General features: G+C 66.9%; 14 protein-coding genes. 8 read left to right on the top strand and 6 right to left on the bottom strand.

What is annotated here, in order from left to right; genetic code table 11:
- The 3 genes from C3Y92_RS16545 to C3Y92_RS16535 are packed head-to-tail and all read left to right on the top strand — an operon-like array spanning position 1 to position 7,111.
- The gene (locus C3Y92_RS16545) at positions 1 to 4,860 is read left to right on the top strand and encodes a tetratricopeptide repeat protein (RefSeq protein WP_129354402.1); all 4,860 of its coding nucleotides are present in this window, start codon (positions 1 to 3) and stop codon (positions 4,858 to 4,860) included.
- Positions 4,860 to 5,948, top strand: coding sequence for a glycoside hydrolase family 18 protein (locus tag C3Y92_RS16540; protein WP_129354400.1), 1,089 nt, complete (start codon positions 4,860 to 4,862; stop codon positions 5,946 to 5,948). The genes C3Y92_RS16545 and C3Y92_RS16540 overlap by 1 nt, the downstream gene beginning before the upstream one ends.
- A 17-nt stretch (positions 5,949 to 5,965) precedes the next feature.
- Positions 5,966 to 7,111, top strand: a complete 1,146-nt coding sequence (locus tag C3Y92_RS16535) for a polysaccharide deacetylase family protein (RefSeq protein WP_129354398.1) — start codon at positions 5,966 to 5,968, stop codon at positions 7,109 to 7,111.
- A 353-nt stretch (positions 7,112 to 7,464) separates the two neighbouring features.
- Here C3Y92_RS16535 and rbr read toward each other — a convergent pair whose 3' ends face one another.
- From rbr to C3Y92_RS16510, 5 genes are all read right to left on the bottom strand, one after another.
- The gene (gene rbr, locus C3Y92_RS16530; protein WP_129354396.1) at positions 7,465 to 8,040 is read right to left on the bottom strand and encodes a rubrerythrin; all 576 of its coding nucleotides are present in this window, start codon (positions 8,038 to 8,040) and stop codon (positions 7,465 to 7,467) included.
- 175 nt (positions 8,041 to 8,215) lie between these two features.
- Positions 8,216 to 8,839, bottom strand: a complete 624-nt coding sequence (locus tag C3Y92_RS16525; protein WP_129354394.1) for a redoxin domain-containing protein — start codon at positions 8,837 to 8,839, stop codon at positions 8,216 to 8,218.
- Between the two features lie 25 nt (positions 8,840 to 8,864).
- The gene (locus C3Y92_RS16520) at positions 8,865 to 9,452 is read right to left on the bottom strand and encodes a peroxiredoxin family protein (RefSeq protein ID WP_129354392.1); all 588 of its coding nucleotides are present in this window, start codon (positions 9,450 to 9,452) and stop codon (positions 8,865 to 8,867) included.
- A 113-nt stretch (positions 9,453 to 9,565) separates the two neighbouring features.
- Positions 9,566 to 10,732 carry a trans-sulfuration enzyme family protein gene (locus tag C3Y92_RS16515; RefSeq protein ID WP_129354390.1) on the bottom strand — a complete coding sequence of 389 codons (1,167 nt, stop codon included), beginning with the start codon at positions 10,730 to 10,732 and terminating at the stop codon, positions 9,566 to 9,568.
- A 67-nt stretch (positions 10,733 to 10,799) separates the two neighbouring features.
- Positions 10,800 to 13,853, bottom strand: coding sequence for a glycosyltransferase family 39 protein (locus C3Y92_RS16510; RefSeq protein WP_235669517.1), 3,054 nt, complete (start codon positions 13,851 to 13,853; stop codon positions 10,800 to 10,802).
- A 176-nt stretch (positions 13,854 to 14,029) separates the two neighbouring features.
- On the opposite strand from C3Y92_RS16510, the gene C3Y92_RS16505 reads away from it, so the two are divergent.
- The 5 genes from C3Y92_RS16505 (at position 14,030) to C3Y92_RS16485 (ending at position 20,264) form a co-directional block, all read left to right on the top strand.
- Entirely contained in the window at positions 14,030 to 15,592 is a 1,563-nt protein-coding gene (locus C3Y92_RS16505) for an alkaline phosphatase (protein WP_129354386.1), read from the top strand.
- Between the two features lie 327 nt (positions 15,593 to 15,919).
- Positions 15,920 to 17,053, top strand: a complete 1,134-nt coding sequence (locus C3Y92_RS16500; RefSeq protein ID WP_129354384.1) for a YibE/F family protein — start codon at positions 15,920 to 15,922, stop codon at positions 17,051 to 17,053.
- Positions 17,054 to 17,244: 191 nt separating this feature from the next.
- Complete coding sequence (locus tag C3Y92_RS16495; RefSeq protein WP_129354382.1) at positions 17,245 to 18,597, top strand: MBOAT family O-acyltransferase; 1,353 nt, start codon at positions 17,245 to 17,247, stop codon at positions 18,595 to 18,597.
- Positions 18,598 to 18,599: 2 nt separating this feature from the next.
- Complete coding sequence (locus C3Y92_RS16490) at positions 18,600 to 19,721, top strand: alginate O-acetyltransferase AlgX-related protein (RefSeq protein WP_129354380.1); 1,122 nt, start codon at positions 18,600 to 18,602, stop codon at positions 19,719 to 19,721.
- A 183-nt stretch (positions 19,722 to 19,904) separates the two neighbouring features.
- Positions 19,905 to 20,264: a hypothetical protein gene (locus C3Y92_RS16485; protein WP_129354378.1), complete on the top strand. Its 360-nt coding sequence runs from the start codon at positions 19,905 to 19,907 to the stop codon at positions 20,262 to 20,264.
- 132 nt (positions 20,265 to 20,396) lie between these two features.
- On the opposite strand, the gene C3Y92_RS16480 is transcribed toward C3Y92_RS16485, so the two are convergent.
- Positions 20,397 to 20,810, bottom strand: a complete 414-nt coding sequence (locus tag C3Y92_RS16480; RefSeq protein ID WP_129354376.1) for a bacteriohemerythrin — start codon at positions 20,808 to 20,810, stop codon at positions 20,397 to 20,399.
- Between the last annotated feature and the right edge of the window lie 6 nt (positions 20,811 to 20,816).

Genomic DNA, 20,816 nt, shown 5'->3' with positions numbered 1-20,816 from the left:
ATGGCACTCAAGAATATTGTCCTCACCCTGGCGCTGACCCTGGCCGCCCCGACAACCGCCCTGGCCGCCGACGTTTCGGTGGTGACGCTGTTGCGCCAATCCCAGCAGGCGGCTGCCCGGGGCCAGCTCGACCAGGCCATGGACATGGTCAACCAGGCCCTGTCCCAGGACCCGGCCTATCCACCCCTGTGGAACCAGAAGGCTTCCCTGCAAATCAAAGTCAAGGACTATGCCGGGGCCATGCAGACCCTGGCCGTGGCCCTCAAGGTCGAGCCGGACAACATCGAAACCAATGTCCTGGCCCTGTCGGCCCTCCTGCGGCTGGACGAAAAGGCCGGCGGCAAGGACCCGGCTCTGGCCCGTTACGCCGCCGGCTTAAACGACGGCACGGCCGGGGCGCTTGTCGCCGATCTGCTCACCCGCCCCGGGGCCAAGGCCGATCTGCGCCGCTTTCTGGCCGCCTGGACCCCGGCCTCGCCCCAGGGCCAGGCCATGGCCCGGCTGACCGCCGGCTACGCCTCGGGCGATCCGGCCGCCATGGCCGAGCTGGCCGGGGCGCAGGCCCAGGGGCCGGCCAAGGCCGTGCTTGGAGCCCTGCAGTTCCATGCCGGCAAGGACATGCTGGCCGAGCAAAAGCTGGCCGTGGCCCAAAAGCTCCTGGAGCAGGCCGGGGACAACGGCTATGACAAGGTGGCCGTGGCCGGCGAACTGGGCTGGGTGCTCTACAACCAGGGCCAGCAGGCCGCCGCCGCCGATCTGTGGGAAAAGGACTGGCGCAACGCCCCCGACGTCGGCCGCTGGGCCGCCTGGATCGCCGACGCCCGCCTGGCTGCCAAGGACTACAAGCGCGCGTCCGATTTCCTGGAAAAAAGCCTGCAGTTCGACCCGAACAGCGCCGTGCTCCAAGGCCAGTACCTCTTGGCCCTGACCGCTTCGGGCCAGGCCGAGGCGGCCGAAAAGTTCGCCGCCTCCCTGGCCGACGCCCCGGATCAGGACGGCCTCAATTTCGGCCGGGCCCTTATTGCCTTAAACGGCGGCCGCTACGGCGAAGCCGCCGAAAACCTGGCCCGCATTAAAAACCGCCGCCCCTTCCGCGACCAGTTCATCGAACTGGCCAACCTCATGGTGACCAAGCTCGGCCAGTCCGGCGATTCGGCCAAGATGGTGGCCGACCTGCGCGCCCTGGTCGAGGGCATGGACATCAAGCCTGAAATCATGCGCGACGTGGGCTGGCGCATGTGGGCCGCTCACCGCTACGACGCCGCCCTGGCCTTTTGGAAGGAAGCCCTGGCCGACGGCCTGGGGGCCAACGATCCCCTGGTGGCCCGGGTCGTGCCGCTTTTGATCGAGCAGGGCAGGGTGGGCGAGGCCATGGCCATGCTTAAATCCCAGGCCCCGGAAGTGAACCAGCTTGGGCTGGCCTGGAGTCTGGCCGCCCAGAACCGCTGGGATCTGGTGGCCAAGCTGGCCCCGGGCCTGCCGGCGGGCCCCTACGCCGACCTGCTGGCCGCCATGGCCGGCCTGCAAAACGGCCAGGTCCCCATGGCCCTGGACAAGCTGCGCGCCCTGGCCGGACTGTCCGCCGCCGGCCTGGGTCAGGCCGCCGTGGCCGGATTCAACGCCGACGGGAAGCCGGTCAAGGGCGCGCTTACCCCGGCCCTGGCCCGCGAACTGTACCTGCGAATCATCCGCACCCTGGCCGAACAGCGAAACTTCGGCGGCTTTTTCTTCCTGACTCCGCCGGCCTGGGCCGCCGGGGTTGCGCCCAAGGCCCTGGCCGCCGTCCAGGCCGAGGCCGGCAAGGCCCTGTGGCGGGCCGGACGGCTGGCCGAGGCCTCGACCATGCTCACCGCCGCCCTGGGGGCCGACCCGTCCCTCAATCCGGCCCGGCTCTACCTCGCCCTGGTCAAGAAACGCCAGGGCCAGACCGCCGAGGCCCAGGCGCTTCTCACCCAGGCCCTGGCTGGCGCGTCGCCCTTTGACCGCGACTACGCCCTGGGCGAATTCGCCTTCCTAGACGGCGACAAGGCCCAGGCGCTGAACCACTTCCAACGCTGCCTGGCCCTGGCCCCGGCCGACGACGCCATGCGTCTTCGCGTCATTAGCCTGCTTGTTGATGATGTCCGTTTCGCCGAAGCCCGCCAGTACGCCTCCTGGTACGACGCCCAAGTGGCCAAGGGCGACCGGGCCGTTTTCGGAACCGCCGCCGTGGTGCGCCTGGAACTGGGCGATCCGGCCGGAGCCGAGGCCCTCTACCGCAAGCTCCTGGCCCAAAATCCCAATTCCCTCGACTACCTCAATGGACTTGGCCGGGCGCTTTCTCGTCAGAGCCGCTACGCCCAGACCGTCGCCGCCCTTGGCAACGCCTACGCCGCCTCGGCTGATCCGACCTTGGGGGCGCTTGTGTGCGAAGCCTCCTCGGCCCAGGGCGACTACCCCGAAGCCATTCGCCTGGCCGAAGTCGGGCTGGCCCAGTCGCCCAAGGACCGGGAACTGCTGCGCCTGGCCGCCGAAGCCGCCGAATTCGCCAAGGATCTGCCGGCTTGCGAAGGCTACTCGCGCCGCGCTCTCGAACTTGATCCCGACTCCCTGACCATGCAGAACATGCTTGGTCGGGTACTCCTGGATCAGGAGAAGTTCCTCGAGGCCGAGGAGCATTTTCAGGCCATCCTGGCGAGAAACCCCCATCAACTCTCCTCGCTTCGGGGGCTTTTGAGCGTCTACCAGCTCAGCGGCAAGGCCGACAAAGCCTACAAGGTGGCCAAGGCCCTGCGCGAGGCCGCGCCGGACGACGCCCCGGCCCAGCTCAAGTTCGCCATTGCCGCCGCCGGCGACCATGCTTTCCGGCCGGCCTATCCGGTGCTCGAAAAGCTCCATGAGTTCGGCCCGGGCAGCGGCGTGCTGTGCCTCTACTACGCCGACGTGCGCGACGCCGAAGCGCCGGGCAAGGTGCGCCTGTCCCAGATGATTGACCACATCCGGGCCGTGGCCGGCGTCGGCGGCATGTTCCTTGGCGTCGACGAACTGGCCGCCCGCCCCGTGGGCGATGAAGCCCGCAAGGAAAAGACCGGCAACACGCCGCCGGCCGTGGTCCTCATCGTGGACCGCACCGACGCCGCCGTGCTGGAGAAAATCGACGGCGAATTGGCTGCCGTGGGCGGGAAGGCCGTGCTGGTGGTGGGCGGCGAATCTTTGGTCCCGGGCACGCCGTATCTGCCCGACGCCGCGCTGGTGGCCCGCCTGCGCCAGACCGGCCGCTGGTCCCTGGCGCTTACCGACCACAATCCGCCAAGGGTCACCGCCCCTGGCGGCGGCAAGATGAGCCTGTGGCACGCCGCCGGAGCCGAGGCGGGCGAGGCCGGCGACGCCGGGGCGCGCCTCAAGGCCCGGCTGGCCGCCCTGGACCCCAAGGGCGAGATCCTTGGACAGACCCGGCCCGTCTTCTTCTACCCCGGCGGGGCCGCGCCCGAGGAACTGCTCACCGGCGAGTACGCCCCGTATCAGAAGGTGGTGGCCGAGACCTTCCCCATGGCCTTTGAACTCGGCCCCGAAGGATTCTGGACGCCAGTGGCCAATCCGCGCCAGATCGGCTCCAAGGCCGTTTCCCCGGCCATGGACGCCGCTGCCTTGCAAACCTGGCTGCGCGAGGCCGACCCCATGCGTAAGGTCTCCCTGGAGCTGGCCAAGGTCTATTCCTGGCAGGAGCAGACCGGACAGGCCGAGAACTACTTTGAGGAAGCCGCCTCCCTGGGGCTTAATCCCTCGGAAGTGACCTTCAACCGGGCGGTCAACGCCTACTACGCCTACGACGACCCAACAGCCCTGCATCTGGCCCAGCAGGCCATGGCCATGGCCCCGGACAGCCTGCGCGCCGCCGAGCAGCTCTTCCGGGCCGAACTGCGGGTGCGCCCCAAAGCCGAAGCCATGGCCACCACCTGGTGGGACAGCGACAACCGCCGCTACTGGTGGACCGGGCTTGGCGGCAACTACCACGTCCGCGACGACCTCATGGTCTTTGCCAAGGTCGGCCTGGTCGAGTGGTCCATCCAAAGCTACCAACGCCGGGGCTACATCCTTAAAGCCTACGCCAACGCCTTTGAAAACGGCGAAGTGTCGGCCGAGGATCTCTACGACATCGCCAACTCGCGCTACACCCAATCCCTGGGCGGCCAGGACGTCACCGTGGGCGGCCGCTGGTTCTTCCACCCGGAATACTGGCTGGAACTCCAAGGGCAGCTGACCACCACCGACGGCGGCCCCAGCGGCTGGGTCAACGGCCAGGCCACCGTCCACGGCCCCATCGCGCCCAAGGGGGCCAAAATCGACGGGACCTGGGAAGTGCAGGCCGCCCACGAGCGCATCGACACCGTGGAAGCCATCACCGACCAGATCATGGCCAACCGGTTGAGCATCTTCACCCATACCCGCATCCTCGACTTCTGGGATCTCTTTATAAACGCCCACGGCATCTCGCGCACCGACGGCAACAACACCGGCTCCATCGACGGCCGGCTGCTGCGCCGCCTCATCGAGTACCCGCTGTTCTCCATGGGCTACGCCTTCCAGTTCGCCAACAGCGACCGCAATCCCATCCAGTACTGGGCTCCCCAGGATCTGGCCACCCACCTGGCCTACGGCTCCTTTGGCTACGCGCCCAGCAAATGGTTCAACGTCAACGGCAGCCTCGGCTATGGCGTCTCCAGCGACCGCAACAACAGCTGGCGGGAAGTCTGGCGCGCCAACGCCGGCATGGACATCACCATGCGCGACAGGTTAAAGCTGTCGCTGAAGTACTCCTACTTCAGCACACCAGACTATAACCTCAGCGAAGCATGGGCAGGAATAAGCTACACCTTCTGATGATCAAACGGGCCATGCGCCAGGGGTTTCCCCTGGCGCTGGCCCTTTTCGCGGCCGCTTTTCTGCTGGCCTGCGTGCGCCCGGCCGGCCCGGCCTTGGCCCAGTCCCGGCCCGCCGCCGGGGCCGCTGCGTCCCTCGTCAATGACCGCCTGTCCTGCTGGATTGCCGACTGGGATCTGGCCCGGGGGCTGGCCGAATGGCGCGCCCACCCCGGTCTGTTCGACACCGTGCGCGTCTTTGCCGCCTACTTCGACGAGGCCGGCAAACCCGCCCTGGCCCCGGCCTGGGCCGCCGCCATCGGCTCCGACGTGGCCCGGGTCTTCGGCCCGACCCCGGCCTTTCTCACCGTGGTCAACGACATCGCCACCCCCACAGGCAAGGGCAACAAACTCAAGGACCCCGAGCTGGTGCGCCGCCTCGTCGGCGCCCCGGCCGCCCGGACCGCCCATATCGCCGATCTCCTCACCCTGGCCGGACGCTCCCGCTTCGCCGGCATCGAGATCGACTACGAAAACGTGGCCGCCGCCGACTGGCCGGATTTTTGCGCCTTCATAGCCGAACTCTACCCGGCCGCCACGGCCAAGGGGCTGGCCGTCTCGGTGGTGCTCCAACCCCAGCGCCGCTTCCTGGCCGCGCCCCTGCCGGCCGGCCCGGCCTACGTGCTCATGGGCTACAACCTGTTCGGCTCCCACTCCGGCCCCGGCCCAAAGGCCACCCCCGCCTTCCTGGCCGAACAAGCCAAATCCCTTCGCGCCATCGGCCTGCTCGACGCCACCGCCCTGGCCCTGGCCACCGGCGGCTTCGACTGGACCGAGGCCAAGGCCGCCAAGCAACTCACCGAGTCCGACGCCGCCAGCCTCATCGCCCAGAAAGGGGCCGCCCCGACCCGTTCCGACCCCGACGGCTACCTCGTCACCCGCTACCGCGACCCGGCCGGCAAGGAACACGAAGTCTGGCACGCCGACGCCGCGACCTTCGCCACGCTGTGGCAGGCCGCCCAAAACGCCGGCTTCTCCCGTCTGGCCGTCTGGCGGCTGGGCGGCAACTCCCCGGCGCTTTTCACCTGGCTCGCCAACCTCAAACACTGACCTTCGGAGGTCTGTCCGTGCCCCGCATCGGCCACCATATCCTCGGCGGCGTTCTCGCCTGCTTGCTCCTTTTCGCCTTGGCCGCCGCCGCCCCGGCCCAAGGCCTGTCCGACGCCACCCGGGGCGTCCCCCTGCCCGGCAAAGGCCCCCGCGCCTACGTCAACCTCATCATCGACGACCTGCCCAACCTCGACCTGTGGGGCCAGCTCGCCGACGACGCCGACGCCTTTGGCATGAAGACCACCCTGGCCCTTAATACCGCCAAGGCCACGCCGGCCGACTACGCCGCCATGGCCGCCCGCGTGGCCAAGGGCCACGAGATCGCCAACCATACCCGCGACCACGTGCCCGTGGCCCCGTCGGGCGTCATCAAACTGCGCTTCTTCAGTCCCCAGGCCAAATCGGCCTACGCCGCCGTGGACAGCCAGGCCAAGGTCCTGCGCCTCATTGTTGATGACAACCCCAAACCCCTGGCCGAACTGGATCTCGCCGAAAATGGCCGCCATCCGACCCTGCGCCAGCTCACCGATGCCTTAAACAACGTGCGCGGCGTCGCGGCCGAACTCGGCGACCCGTACTACGCCAACATCCAGTCCCGGTTCCTGGCCGAGCGCGACAAGACCGACATTTTTTTTAAAAACGGCTTCGCGCCGTTGTTCGTCGATATCCCGGCCCACGCCCGCTACGAAATCCAGGGGGCCGACGAAGATATCGCCGCCGGCCTGCCCGGCTACGCCGTCAAAGCCATGGTCTACCCGTTTCTCGTCTCCGACGCCGCCTCGCGACAGGTCACCAGCGAACTGGGACTGACCTGCGGCCGTGTCGGCACCGCCGGCAACGCCGCCCTGGGCGCGCCCGGCGGCTACGACCTCTACCGCATCTACGCCGTCAAACCTCGCGACGCCTTCGGCACGGACCCCGCCTCGCCCCAGTTTGCCGCCAAGGTCGCCAGCTTCCTTAAAAAAATCAAAGAAGTCGGCGGCGTCCTGTGCCTCTACTCACACGGCCCTGACGAGTTCACCAACGAACAATGGAAAGCCCTGCTGCCGCTGCTCGCCGCAGACAAGGAAATCGCTTACGTCACCCTCGGGGAATTGGGCGATTTTGTTCGTAAAACAGGCGTGTTGCGCGATGGCAAGTACTACCTGCCCCAGGGCAAGTAGGGAGCAGCGAAGAGGGAAGAGTGCCTCCGGCGGCCAAAGGGGGCGACCCCCTTTGGAAACCCCGGATGGGGGTGGTAAGGGAAGGGGGCGCTTAACGGGCGCACAAAAATGCGAAGCGGGCGGATTTGCGCGAGGCTTTGATCGCGCAAATCCGCCCGCTTCGCTGGCGAGTTGGGGGCTGAAATCGGCGTTTGCCGTCGGGCGGCTTCCGCCTGACGGCAAACGCCGATTTCAGCCCCCGTCTTCTCTCGGGCCAAGGCCCGCCGATCAAACCTCCGCCGGACCGTCCAACCCCCATGTCGGGGGTCCGGGGGGCTGAGCCCCCCGGCCGCCGGAGGCATCTTCAAATACTACTACCAATTCTCGGGCGCGATCTCGAAGTAGGCCTTGGGGTGTTCGCAGGCCGGGCATTTGTCCGGGGCGTGGTCGCTTTCCATGGGGTAGCCGCAGTTGCGGCAGCGCCAGAGCAGCTTGCCGTCGCGCTTGAAGACCTTGCCGTTTTTGATGTTGTCGGCCAGGGCGGCGTAGCGGCGTTTGTGGAAGCCTTCGGCCTTGGCGATGTGGCGGAAGGTGTCGGCCACTTCGGGGTAGCCTTCCTCGTCGGCGATGGCGGCAAAGGAAGGATACATGTCGTTTTCCTCGTAGGATTCGCCGCCGGCGGCTTCGAGGAGGTTGTCCACGGTGCTGGCGATGACGCCGGCCGGGAAGGCGGCGGTGATTTCCACTTCGCCGCCTTCGAGGTATTTGAACAGGCGTTTGGCGTGTTCTTTTTCCTGGTCGGCGGTTTCGGTGAAGATGGCGGAAATCTGCTCGTAGCCTTCTTTTTTGGCCACCGAGGCAAAGTAGGTGTAGCGGTTTCTGGCCTGGGATTCGCCGGAGAAGGCGATGAGGATGTTCTTTTCGGTCTTCGAGCCTTTGAGCGATTTCATACGTCCTCCATTCCTTTTATGCGATGGTGCGGGTTCCCCTCACGCGGGGGCGGTCGGCATTTTGGCCAACGCCGGTCTGGAATTGCGCCGCCCGGCCCAAGCAGCAAGGGCCTGGGCGGTTGGTCGGCGGGCGCAACATCGCCTCCGCATGTCGGGCGATGGTCTGGCGCGGCCGTTATTTTTCGGCCTGCACCTTGGCCATGGCTTCGAGCAGCGGGCCGAGGTCCGGCCTGGCGTTGATGTCATGCACATCAATGAAGCGGATCACGCCTTTTTTGTCCACCAAAAACAGCGCCCGTTCGGAGACGCCGTCGCTGCGCAGGATGCCGAGCTTTTGGGCCAGGCTGCCGTGGGGCCAGAAGTCCGAGGCCACGGGGAACCACAGGTCGCCCATTTGTCGGGTCCAGGCGTAGAGGGTGGGGATGTTGTCCACGGTGATGCCGACAAGGGCGGCGTCGTTTTCCTCGAAGATGTCCTGGGCGATGTTGTAGCCGGGCCACTGGCCGGAGCACACCGGCGTCCATGCGGCGGGCACGAAGGAAATGACGAGGTTTTTCTTGCCGAGGTAGTCCGAGAGCTTGACCCGGCCGCCGGTTACGGTCGGCAGGTCGAAGTCGGGCATGGGACTGCCCACGGCCACGGCGAGGTTGCTGTCCGTGGGCGGCAGGTGGGGGACCTCGAAAATGTTGGCGGCCAGCCCCGGCGGCAGGGGGGCGGCGGCCGGAGCCGGGGCCGGGGCGGCCAAGGCCAGGGCGGCCAGGACGGCGACGACGGCTGGAAGCGTGGCGATGCGGCGCATGGCGGTTCCTCGCTCTCGACTGGGGTTACAAGCCGGCTTTGGCCGTCACGTCCTTGAGGAAATCGGCCGGGGAATGGATGAGGCCGAGGTGGGCGGCGACGATGGTAAAGCCCTGGGGCGTCTTTTTAAGCACGTAGTAATAGGGCGTGCCGACTTGGCCCACGGCGCTGTGGACGGCGAAGGTGGCGTCGGAAAAAAGGGCGAACGGGACTTTGAACTTCTTGCGGAAGATGTCCACCTCGGTGTCGGAGTTGCCGGCGCCGATGCCGATGATCTTGACGCGATCAGCCAGACCGCGCTTGTCGATGAGCGCGGCCAGTTCGTTGACGGTAGGGGCGTCACGTTGGCAAAACGGGCAGTACATGCTGAAAATTTCGACGATGAGCACCTCGGCCTTGATTTTGGCGATAGGTGTCGGGCCATTTTGGGAGATGCCGAGGTTTTCGGCCAGTTCCGGGCTGACGGGGCCAATGAGCGGCACGTCGGGGAAGGCGGTCCCCACAGCCAGGGGCTTGGCCCCCGGGGCCTCGGAAGCTTCGGCGGCCAGGGCCTGGCTACCGGGTGCGGCCAACAGGATGAGGGCGGCGAGGATGCCGAGGGCAAGAGCTTTCATGCGGCCTCCGAAGGGCGTTTGGCGGCCTGGGACAACGGCCTGGGTGACGGGAAGGGCGGCCTCGCGCCGCCTTGTGCTTGTATAAGCATTTCGCGGCGCGGGGCAAAGGGGGATCAGGCGAGGCCGGCGGCGTCCATGGCCTGGGCGAGGTCGGCGATGATGTCATCGGCGTCCTCGCAGCCGACAGACAGGCGCACCAGGGTGTCGCCGACGCCGATGGCCAGGCGATCCTCGCGCGGCATCTTGGCGTGGGAAGTCACGGCCGGGAAGCAGGCCAGGGATTCGATGCCGCCCAGGCTCACGGCTTCGAGGATCAGCGTCAGGGCGTCCATGAAGGTCCGGGCGGCCTCGGGCGAACAGTCCAGGGCAAAGGACATCATGCCGCCAAAGCCGAGCATCTGGCGCTTGGCCAGCTCATGGCCGGGGTGGGTGGGCAGGCCCGGATAGTGGACGGCCGAGACCCCTTTGCGGGCGGCCAGCCGCTCGGCCACGGCCTGGGCGTTGTCGTTGTGCCGGGCCATGCGCAGGGACAGCGTCTTCATGCCGCGTTCCAGCAGGTAGCAGTCGTAGGTGTTGAGCGTCTGGCCGAAGTTGACGGCCCGCTCCTTGACCGCGTCAACAAGCGCCTTGGAGCCGGCGACCAGGCCGCAGTTGAGGTCGCTGTGGCCGTTTAAGTATTTGGTGCCGCTGTGGATGGACAGATCAAAGCCCAGGGCGAGGGGCTTTTGGTTGATGGGCGAGGCAAAGGTGTTGTCCACCATGGAGATAAGCCCCCGCTTTTTGGCCATGGCGGCCACGCCTTCAAGATCGATGACGCGCAGCAGCGGATTGCTTGGCGTTTCCACGAAAACGGCCCGGGTGCGCTCGGTGACGGCGGCTTCCAGCCGGCCGGCATCGGCTTCGGAAACCATGGTGAAGCCGATGCCCAGGCGGGTCAGTTCGGCCATGAGGAACCGGTGGGTGCCGCCGTAGAGGTCGGCCTGGAGCACCACATGGTCGCCGGTCTGGAGCACGGCGAGCAGGCTTGAGGCGATGGCGGCCATGCCCGAGGCCAGGGCGATGGCGGTCTCGGCCCCTTCCAGGGCGGCCAGCTTCTCGGCCGGGGCGGCCTGGGTGGGAATGTTCAAGTAGCGCGGGTAGCGGTAGGCCCCTTCCACGTCGTCGGCGGCCATGTAGGCGGCGGCGGTGTGGATGGGCGTGGTGACGCCGCCCACCCGGCGGTCGAGGCGTTCGCCGGCCCGCACGCTGCGGGTGTTTTCCCCCATCTTGGACAAGTCCATGGTCGTTCCTCCTTGCGTCGCGACTATCGGACACCCGTATCCCGGACAGCAGTGGTTGCCAAGGCAATCACTGGCGTTCCAACTCGGCCGGGAAGGGGATGGGCGCGGTGTCGGCGGCGTAGCAGACGGCGTTGGCCCCGGGATGGGTCAGGCGCAGGACGGCCGGACCGGCGGGCAGCTCAAAGGCGTCCAGGGCGCGCGTGTCCAGGGCCAGGGTCAGGGCCATGGCGTCGATGGGCCGGGTGTGGGACCAGAACTGGGCTCCGTCCCCGGTCATCTCCAGCCGGACGGCGAGCATTCCCGAGGTCTTTTCCAGAGGCAGCTCCAGGCGGTAGGGCGTAAAAAGCGGCGTCCAGCCGCCCGAGCGGTCGCTGACCAGGGACAGCACCGGCCGGAAGGTCGCGCCGCCATCGGTGGAGACGAGCACATGGGCGGCGTTTTTACCCTCTGGATCGTTGGCGACCCGGGGATAGACCGTAAGCGTGGCGCGCCGCATGGGAAAGCCGGAGAGAAAGGGAAAATCGGCCCGGCAGGGGGAGGCGTCCCGGCAGGACAGGCCGCCGTCGTTGTCGGCGTCGGGCACGGGACGGACGTTGTGGGCCGAATCCAGGACCATGGCGGCGAAGCGGGCCTTGGAAAAATCCGGCCGCCACCACAGCCGGCCCTGTCCCCCGGCGTTGACGGCCAGGGTCGTGCCGGCCGGCGCGGCCACCGGAATGTCCACGGCCTGGCCGGACAGGCTAAACGACGGCGCGTCGAGGCTGCCGGTCACGGTCAGCGCCTGGGCCCTGCCGCCCGTGCCCGTGGTTTCGACGGCTGGTTCCTTGCCGGACAGGCACAGGCGCGGGCCGGCCAGATCGGGGTCGAAAAGCTCCACGGCCGGCGCGCCCGAGGCGTCGGCCAGCACGGCCACGGGCTGTTCGCCCGGGTGCGCGGCCTTGTAGGCGGCAAGGGTCTGGGGGCCGCCGGTAACGCCGGGCAGGGCAGCGGCGTCGGGCGTGGCGGCCAGGGCAAAGGGGCCGCCCGGGGCCAGACGCGGGATGGCCGGGTCGCCCCGGCCCAGGGCGCCGCTGGCCGTTAGCCGTTCGAGGATGGCCCGGGGGCCGGCCAGGGGCTGGGCCGTGCCGGAAAGCGCGGCGGCAAGCGCCAGATCGTCGAGGTGGAGATAGCCTTCCTCCAGGCCCGGGGAGAGCGTCAGGCGCAGGGAGAAGCGGCGGCTGCCGGCCAGCCGGCCGGTCAGGTCGATGTCCCGGCCAAGCTTGCGGCAGGTGTTGTAGATGGGGATTTCCAGCAGGCTCGGGCAGGGGCCGGCGGCGAGGCCGGCGAAGTCGGCGTCGGTGAGGCGAGTGAGCGTTGCAAAGGGGCCGCCGTCACGGCTGACCTCGATGTCCACGAAGCAGGGCGCTTGGTGGCTGGCGTGGCGTTTGTACAGGCGCAGGCCGGCGGACAGCGCGGCGGCGTCCAGGGTAACGCCGTCGGGGACCAGGAAATCGTAGCGCACGGTTCCGGGACGGATGCCGATGGGGGCCAACAGCGAGCGTTCCGGGTCCGGGGCGAGGTTTGTGAGGCTTGCCGCGTCGGCGTAGACGCGCAGGTCGTCAAAGGCGTCGGCGTAGGTGAAACGGCCCGACGCGTCGGGGGTAAGCGCGATAGGGGCGCGGCGCACGATCCCCAGGCGCTGCGCCCGGGTGCGGAAGATGGAGATGGCGAAATCGGTTGCGGGCACGGCCCCGGGCAGCTCGACCATGGGCGCGCCGATGCTGTTTTGCACGGCAAGAACCCGCAGATAGCCGGCCTCGGGCGCGCCGGCCGTCTCGGCCAGGGGGGTAACGCGGCCGTCCAGATACCAGCCCAGGCCGAAACGCTTGATGGGCGCTTTGTAGCCGAAACATTCGATGGCCTCGGCCGGCCCCCGGGCCGTGGCCAGAAAGGCGGCCAGTTCCTTGTCGTAGCTGATGGTGTGGGACCACAGGCGGGGCAGATCGGTATACTGGGGCAGGGCCAGAATGGCGGCGAAAAGGCCGGCCAGGGCGGTTTTGCCCCAGGTCGGGCCGGGCAGGAGCGCGCCAAGCGCGGCCGCGCCGTTGCCGGCGAGTAAGAGCAGGGCCGGCAGCAGCAGCACGAAATGGCGGGTGGAGAGGATCTCGTTCATCTCGGACTTGGCCGTAATAATGGCAGCCACCGAAGCCAGGCTCGGCAGGAGGATGAGCAGCGTCTGGAGCCATTGGCGACGCCGTAAGGCCGCAAGCAGCCCAAGCCCGGCCGCGATAGGGAGGATATACGGCCACGGCCCGGGGGCGGGATGGGCGTAACGACCGAAATCGGCCAGCACGCCGGCAAAAAGCGGCCAGTCGAACCGGGCCAGGGCGCGCACGGCCGGGTTGTGGAAGGTCTCCTGGATGAAAAAGAGTCCCGGAAGCCAGGGCAGATAGGCCAGGCCGGCCAGGGCAAAGCCGCAAGCCGCCCAGGCCACGCGGCGGCGGTCGGTGGGCGCGGCGTCGGGGCGGCCCGGTATGTCGCGGCTGTGGACCAGGAGAAAGGCGGTGGCAAAAGCCGCCTGGGCGGCCAGGGCCGGCGCGCCGACGTAAGCGGTATAGAGCAGGGCCGCACCCAAAAACGCGTAGAGCAGCCATTCACGCCCCCGGCCGCGTTTGAGCGCCTGCCACAGGGCCAGCTGGCTGGCCGAAAAGACCAAGAGCAGCAGGACATAGACCTTGATCGAACGGGAGGCGGCCACGTGGTAGAGGCAGCCGGCGGCCAGCACCCCGCAGCCCAGGCCGGCGGCCGTGGAGAAAAGCGCCCGGCCCAGGAAAAACAGCACGACGACGGTCAGCGCCCCGGCCAAGACGCCCGAGAATTTGACCGCGTAGACGCTGCGGTCGAAGCCCAGGATGGTGTGTTCCAGGACGTAATACAGGGGCGGGTGGAAGTCGTAGGTGGTGCGCGAGGGCCCGAGCCATTGCTGGATGCGGGCCATTTCGGCCGGAGCCATGGAGGCACGGTCGAGGGCCAGCCAGTCGTCTTCCCACAGCGACTCGCGGTCGAGGTGGGGCAGTCGGGCGAAAAGGGCCAGGGCGAAAAGCCCCAGGGCCAGCAAAATGGCGGGCAGATGTCGCGGCATGGCGGCGTTTCCTTGGCGCGCCCGATTCGGCGGCGTCGCGACACGCTTGTAGCGTTCGCGCCGCCGGGGAGCAAGGGCGGCGGCCGTTTTGCGGCCGCAAACGCCACAAGCGCGCCACGGGTTCGTCACACGGCCGGCCTATCCGTTTGGCGATACACGAAACGGAGGAAACAACCATGCGCCGACACGTCCTGCCGCCTTTTTGCGCGGCCCATATCAACCGCTTGGCCTGGATCGTCCTGGCCATCCTCATGCTGGCCGCCACCAGCGCCCATGCCGCCGCGCCCAAGTACGTCTTTTTCTTCATCGGCGACGGTCTGGCCATGGCCCAGCGCAGCGCCGCCGAATACTTCCTGGCCGCCAAGGACGGCAAACCCGAACCCGGCATCGTCAAACTCGTCATGAACAAGATGCCGGTCCAGGGCATGACCACCACCTATTCACTCAATTCCATCATCACCGACTCCGGCGCGGCCGGCACCGCCCTGGCCTCGGGCGTGAAAAGCTACAACGGGGCCATCGGCGTGGACGGGGCGAAAAAGCCCGTGCCCACCATGGCCGAAAAAGCCCGTGACAAAGGCTACAAGGTCGGCATCGTCTCCAGCGTGTCCCTGGACCACGCCACCCCGGCCTGTTTCTACGCCCATCAGCCCAGCCGCAACAATTATTATGAGATTTCCATGGAAGCCGCCAAAAGCGGTTTCGACTACTTCGGCGGCGGCGGCTTCAAGGACCCGGCCGGCAAGAAATCCAAGATCGAAGGCGAGAAGCAAAACGCCCTGGACGCCATGAAGGCCGCCGGCTACGTCGTGGCCGACACGGCTGAAGCGATCAAAGCCGCCAAGCCCGGGACCAAGCTCGTGGCGCTCAACCCCGAACTCGACGCCGACAAGGCCCTGCCCTACGCCCTGGACGGCGACAAGAAAGGCCTGACCCTGGCCGAGTACACCGCCAAGGGCATCGAACTGCTGGACAACCCCAAGGGTTTTTTCTTCATGGTCGAAGGCGGCAAGATCGACTGGGCCTGCCACGCCAACGACGCCGCCGCCTCCATCGAAGACACCCTGGCCTTTGACGCCGCCGTGGCCGAAGCCGTCAAATTCGCCGAAAAGCACCCCAAGGAAACGCTTATCGTCGTCACCGGCGACCACGAGTGCGGCGGCATGACCCTGGGCTTTGCCGGCACCCGCTACGGCAACTATTACGACTACCTCAAAAACCAGAAGGCCTCCTTCGAAGGCTTCACCGCGGCGCTGAAGGAATACAAAAAGACCCACGACGCCGCCTCGGCCAAGTTCGAAGACGTCGTGCCCATGATCAAGGAGAGCTTCGGCCTCATCGTCCCCACCGAGGCCGACCTCGAAGCCATGAAGAGCGCTCCCAAGCCCGACGAAAACGTGACCTCCCCGGCCAACCCCTACGGCCTGTACCTGCGCGATTTCGAAGTCGCGGCCGTCAAGGACGCCTTCGCCCGCTCCATGCAGGGCGAATCCCAGAAGTCCGGGGACGAAATGGACTACCGGGCCTACGGCGGCTACGAGCCCCTGGCCGTGGCGCTCACCCACATTCTCGGCCAGAAAGCCGGCATCGGTTGGACCAGCTACTCCCACACCGGCGTGCCCGTGGTCACCTCGGCCGTGGGACCGGGCGCGGAAGTCTTCGCCGGCTACTACGACAACACCGATCTGGCCAAAAAGCTCATGGGGGCTCTCGGCGACAAGCAGATCGCCAGTAATTAGAGGAAGAAAGAAGAGGGTAAGATGCCTCCGGCGGCCGGGGGCCTGAGGCCCCCGGACCCCCCGAATGGTGAAAAGGGGGCTGGTAGGCAACGCCAAGCATAGGGAGAGCGCCGGGGAGTATATCTCCGCCGGCGACCGGCCGGGGCCGCGACCTGGAATCATGTTCCGGAGCGCGGCCCCGGACTTATGGTCCCAAGTCCTGGGAATCTCGGTTTCGCCAAGGACGGGACGCCGGCATGGCCGGGGCCAACGGCCGGATTCCCGTTCACGGCGTGGACAACAACACAAGGCCCGGCCGGCGACAGGCCGCCCGGGAAAAGGATTGGCATGGCGCGGATGGGTTTGGGGACGCGGAAGGATTGGTTGTTGCTGGCGCTCGTGACGGGGCTTTCCGTCGGATTGTGGCTTTGGCCCACCGGTTTCGAGGAACGCCTGCCCGCCGACGCGCATCAGGTCAAGGCCACGGTCACGGCCGTGGACAATGCCCACGTGCGCCAATACGGGCTCGTGCGCGAGGGCGAGCAGCGGGTGACGGCGGTTCCGGTCTCCGGCCCCTTTGCCGGCCGGCCGGTGGTCGCCGACAATATCCTGGTCGGCAAGCTCGAAATGGACAAGCTCTTCGCCCCGGGCGACACGGCCCTGCTGGTCCTGTCCCTGCGCGGCGACGCCATTGTCTCGGCCGTGGCCCAGGATCATTGGCGGCTCTCGCTCCAGGGCCTGCTGCTGGGGCTTTTCGCCTTGGCCCTAATCGCCTACGCCGGTCTGGTCGGGGTCAAGGCCGTGGTCTCGTTTGTCTTCACGGCCCTGCTCCTGTGGAAGGTGCTGGTGCCGGCCACCCTGGCCGGGGTCGATCCCATGTTGTGCGTCCTTGGCGTCATCGCCGCGCTCATGGCGGCCATCGTGTTTCTGGTTGGCGGCGTGAACCGCCGCTCCCTGGCCGCCTACCTCGGCTCGCTTGGGGGCGTGGGCGTCACCTGTCTGCTGTCCCTAGCTACCGCCCCGGGCTTTGCCTTGCCCGGTTCGGTCAAGCCCTTTGCCGAGATGCTCCTCTATACCGGCTACGCCCACCTGGATCTCGGCCGCATGTTTCTGGCCACCATTTGCCTGGGGGCCAGCGGGGCCATCATGGACGTGGCCATGGACGTGGCCGCCAGCCAGTCCGAGGTGGCCGCCCACCACCCGGAAATCGGGCGCATGGGCCTTTGCCTCTCGGGTTTTCGGGTCGGCCGGGTGGTGGTCGGCACCATGGCCACCACGCTGCTTCTGGCCTACTGCGGCGGCAGTCTGGCGCTGCTCATGGTGGTCATGGCCCAGGGCGTGCCGCTTATCAACGTGGCCACCATGCCCCATGTGGCGGCGGAGATCGCCAATACCCTGGTCGGCAGCTTCGGACTGGTCACGGCCGCGCCCCTGACCGCCGTGGCCGGCGCGCTGCTTTTGGCCGAGGGCCGTAAAGGCTGAGGCGCTGCCCTTCTGTCTTGGAGAGCTGGCTGCGAGAGTCGGGGAGGCTGACGGTTGACGTTTCGGCCCCCTGGACGAACCGGGTTGGCGGCAATTTTCGGCTGCGATCCAGGCCCGCCCCGTTGGCGGCGACTTGCATTTTGACGGCCGGCGGGTAAACCCCCTGCCATGCCTTGCGGCAAGGAGGGGGTATGATACCGGATTCGCCGCTTTTTCTGTACGGCTTTTTGCCGGCGGTCCTGGCGCTGTTTTATCTTTCGCCCGTAGGTCTGCGCTGCGGGGTGCTGCTGGCGGCAAGCGCCGTGTATTTCTTTCTGGCCGACGCCGCCGGCCTGCCGATCCTGGCCGGGGCCATCCTGGGCAATTACCTGCTTGGCCGTTTGATCGACGCCAGCCAAGGCCCGCCCCGGCGGCGCTTCGTCGCCCTGGGCGTGGCCGCCAACGTGGCCCTGCTCGCCTTCTATAAATATGTTACGGACGCGTCTCCCCTTGGCGTGTCGTTTTTCACCTTTTCGGCCATCGCCTATCTGATGGACGTCGGGCGCGGCCAGCTCGCCGCCGAGACAAACGGCCTGCGTTTCGCCACGGCCATGGCCTTTTTCCCCAAGATTACCGCCGGCCCCATCGCCCGGTTCGGGCCGCTTTTGCCGGAGCTGGCCGCGCCGCGTCCGACCCTTGACGACTTTCGGGAGGGCGGCTGGCGGCTGGCCGTGGGCCTGGCCAAGAAAACCCTGATCGCCGGATCCCTGGCCCCCATCGCCGATGACGCCTTCAGCCGGTCGGCCGGTCTGGACATGGCCACGGCCTGGCTGGGGCTTGTCTGCTACACGGCGCAGATCTACTACGATTTTTCCGGCTACACCGACATGGCCGTGGGCATCGGCCGCCTGTTCGGGGCTCGTCTGCCCGAGAACTTCGACCATCCCTACATTGCCCAAAGCGTGCGCGAGTTCTGGCGACGCTGGCATATTTCCCTGTCCACCTGGTTTCGCGACTACCTCTACATCCCCCTGGGCGGCGGCCGCGCCGCGCCCTGGCGGGTGCAGTGCAATTTGCTGATCGTCTTTGCCCTGTGCGGCGTCTGGCACGGGGCCACGGCCAATTTTCTGGTCTGGGGCCTGTGGCACGGGGTGTTTTTGTCCCTGGAACGCACCCGTCTGGGCCGGGCTTTGGACCGCGCCCCGGCCGTGGTGCGCCACGGCTATCTGCTCACCGCCGTCATGCTTGGCTGGGTGCTTTTTCGGGCCTCGGACTTCGCCGTGTCGGCGGCCTATTGCAAGGCGCTTTTCTCGTTTACGGCCGAAGGGTTCGATTACGCCTGGCTGGCCGTGGTCACCCGCCAGCGTCTGGCCGCGTTGGCGGCGGCGGTGGTCTTTGCCATGCCTCTTGGCGGGGTGTGGCAGGCCGTGTGCCGCCGTTTTGGTTCGTTCGAGGCGATTGTGGCTGCCTGGGGCCGGTTGGCCGCCCTGGCCGTGCTGCTTGGAGCCTCGGCCATGGCCGTGGCCGCCGGCGGCTATTCGCCCTTTATCTACGCGAGGTTCTAGCCATGGTCCGTCTGGCGAACATCCTGCAAATCCTGGCTGTTGTCGTTTTTCTGGCCGCGCCCTACGGTTTGCCGCTCCTTGGCCTTTCCGGCGGCCGGCTGGCTGTTGAAAACCGGCCCCAGGCCCCGGTCCCGCCCCTGGCCGAGGCCCTCGACGCGCCCGGGCGCTACGGTCCGGCCCTGGCCGCCCACGTCCGTGACGCCGCGCCCTTTCGTGACCATCTCATCCGGGCCAACAACCGCCTGCGCCTGGCCCTTTTCGGCGAATCCCCTGTGCCGGGGGTCATCGTCGGCCGGAATGATTGGCTCTATTACAACCTGGAACACGCCCTGGACGATTACCTCAACGTCGTACCCCTGTCCGAGCGCGACATGCAGGAGATGGTGCGCGTCCAGGTGGCGCGCCGCGACTGGCTGGCCGAGCAGGGCATCGCTTATCTCGTTATGTTCGCGCCCAACAAGGAGCGCGTCTATCCCGAGCATCTGCCGCCGGGCCTGCATCCGCTGCGCCCCGAATCGCGTCTGTCCCAGATCATCCCCCGGCTGCGCGCCGCCGGCCTGGACGTCCTGGACCTGCGCCAGGCGGTGACCGCCGGCAAGGCGGCCGGTCGGACCTACATGAAGACCGACACGCATTGGAACGGTTACGGCGGGCTGCTTGGCGCATCAGCTTTGGTGGCCGCTCTGTCTGGGCGTTTTCCAGCTCTTGAGCCTCTTGATCCGTCCAACTACGAGCTGGTTGTGACGGATCGTCCTGGCGGCGATTTATCCGAGATGCTGCTGTTGCCCGACCTCTGGCGTGAACCCGACGTGTCGGCCCGGTCTCGGGTCGCGGCACTGGCCCGTCCGGCTGCCCCGGGCGATTATCCCGATCCGGCCGACCACCCCGAGCGGGAGCGGGCCGCCTATGAAACGGACCGCAAGGACTGGCCCAGGGCGGTCTTTTTCCATGATTCCTTCGCCCGGGCCATGCAAGTCCACGCGGCCGAGCGTTTTTCCCGGTCCGTGTTCTTGTGGACCCACGCCTTGGTTCCTTTCGTTATTGAGAAGGAGCGGCCCGACGTGGTGGTGCTGGAAGTGGTTGAACGGTATGTCTTTGCGCTTTTGGTTGATTGGTCTAACTAGCTGATTTGTAAATGATAGCGGTCGTGCGGTTTTTGATTTTGCTGGTCGGGGATTGTTGACAGCTTTGGCGTATGCGATTAAAAAAATAATTTTTTCGAAAATTAGCGACAGGTTAGGTGTCGCAGGAATCAGCAAGGCCGGTTTTTTTTACCAAGCCCAGAATCACGACTTGGGAGGCCACTTATGGCGACATTATCCGGTAGTGGCGGACTGTTTGACTTCAGTTCGCTTTTTTCCAACCTCGGCGGAACCACGGGGGGCGTCAGTCTGTTTGGTTCCACCGACACCGGCATCGGCACCGGCTTGTTCGGCGGCTTGGGCGGCGGCCTGACCTTCGGCACTGCCGGAACCGGCCTGGACTTCGGCTCGCTGTTTGGGACGGGCGGCTCGTTGTTTGGGACCTCCGGGGGAGGGGTTACTCTCGACTTTTCGAGCTTTGGGGGCACCTCCAGCCTGTTCGGGGGCAGCTTCGGCACGGGCGGCACCCTGGATTTTTCCTCGCTGTTTGGTTCCGGCGGCACCACCTTCAACTTCTTCAGCTAAGCGCCGGCCGTATTGCGGTGCGACAAAATCCTGGCATCGTTGCGGTTGCCAGGATTTTGTCATTTCTGGGGGAGCGATGCCGGAAGGGCTGGTGGGCGCACCGCCTGATCGTGGCGGGGCCTTGTTGCGGCGTCAGGACGAGGCGGCGGCGCTCTCCCGGACGAAAGCGGCAAACCGCATGTCCTCGTCGCGGATGTGCCGGATGAACCAACTGCCCAGGTATTCCAGGGTCTCCAGGGAAACAAGGCCGACGCCTTCTCCCAGGCGGTTTTCGAGTTCCGCCACCATGCCCCGAAAGGCGTCATGCTGCACCCGGTGGGCCGGCAGTTGCGGGTAGCCACGGGCGTCCATCAACGCTTCCTCGCCCGAGAAATGCCCGTCCGCGTAAAGCCGCATGCCTTGGAAGGCGTCCAGGACGCCTTGACGGTGATGCCCGGCCTCGATTTGGGCGGCCAAGTCCGTCAACATGGAGAGAAATAGGGCGTGCTGTTCATCGATAAGCGCAAATCCGGTGCGCAACGAATCATCAAATGCAATCTGTTCCATAAAGAC

Source organism: Solidesulfovibrio carbinolicus (assembly GCF_004135975.1).
Classification (GTDB): Bacteria; Desulfobacterota; Desulfovibrionia; order Desulfovibrionales; family Desulfovibrionaceae; genus Solidesulfovibrio; species Solidesulfovibrio carbinolicus.
Note: the sequence above shows the minus strand (reverse complement) of the source record. Positions and strands in the feature narration are given on the sequence as shown.

Bases quoted from the DNA above. Each gene is read 5' to 3' on its own strand.
- C3Y92_RS16545 (WP_129354402.1), top strand. From the start codon at position 1: ATGGCACTCAAGAATATTGTCCTCACCCTGGCGCTGACCCTGGCCGCC.
- C3Y92_RS16540 (WP_129354400.1), top strand. From the start codon at position 4,860: ATGATCAAACGGGCCATGCGCCAGGGGTTTCCCCTGGCGCTGGCCCTT.
- rbr (WP_129354396.1), bottom strand. From the start codon at position 8,040: ATGAAATCGCTCAAAGGCTCGAAGACCGAAAAGAACATCCTCATCGCC.
- C3Y92_RS16525 (WP_129354394.1), bottom strand. From the start codon at position 8,839: ATGCGCCGCATCGCCACGCTTCCAGCCGTCGTCGCCGTCCTGGCCGCC.
- C3Y92_RS16520 (WP_129354392.1), bottom strand. From the start codon at position 9,452: ATGAAAGCTCTTGCCCTCGGCATCCTCGCCGCCCTCATCCTGTTGGCC.
- C3Y92_RS16515 (WP_129354390.1), bottom strand. From the start codon at position 10,732: ATGGACTTGTCCAAGATGGGGGAAAACACCCGCAGCGTGCGGGCCGGC.
- C3Y92_RS16510 (WP_235669517.1), bottom strand. From the start codon at position 13,853: ATGCCGCGACATCTGCCCGCCATTTTGCTGGCCCTGGGGCTTTTCGCC.
- C3Y92_RS16505 (WP_129354386.1), top strand. From the start codon at position 14,030: ATGCGCCGACACGTCCTGCCGCCTTTTTGCGCGGCCCATATCAACCGC.
- C3Y92_RS16500 (WP_129354384.1), top strand. From the start codon at position 15,920: ATGGCGCGGATGGGTTTGGGGACGCGGAAGGATTGGTTGTTGCTGGCG.
- C3Y92_RS16495 (WP_129354382.1), top strand. From the start codon at position 17,245: ATGATACCGGATTCGCCGCTTTTTCTGTACGGCTTTTTGCCGGCGGTC.
- C3Y92_RS16490 (WP_129354380.1), top strand. From the start codon at position 18,600: ATGGTCCGTCTGGCGAACATCCTGCAAATCCTGGCTGTTGTCGTTTTT.
- C3Y92_RS16485 (WP_129354378.1), top strand. From the start codon at position 19,905: ATGGCGACATTATCCGGTAGTGGCGGACTGTTTGACTTCAGTTCGCTT.
- C3Y92_RS16480 (WP_129354376.1), bottom strand. From the start codon at position 20,810: ATGGAACAGATTGCATTTGATGATTCGTTGCGCACCGGATTTGCGCTT.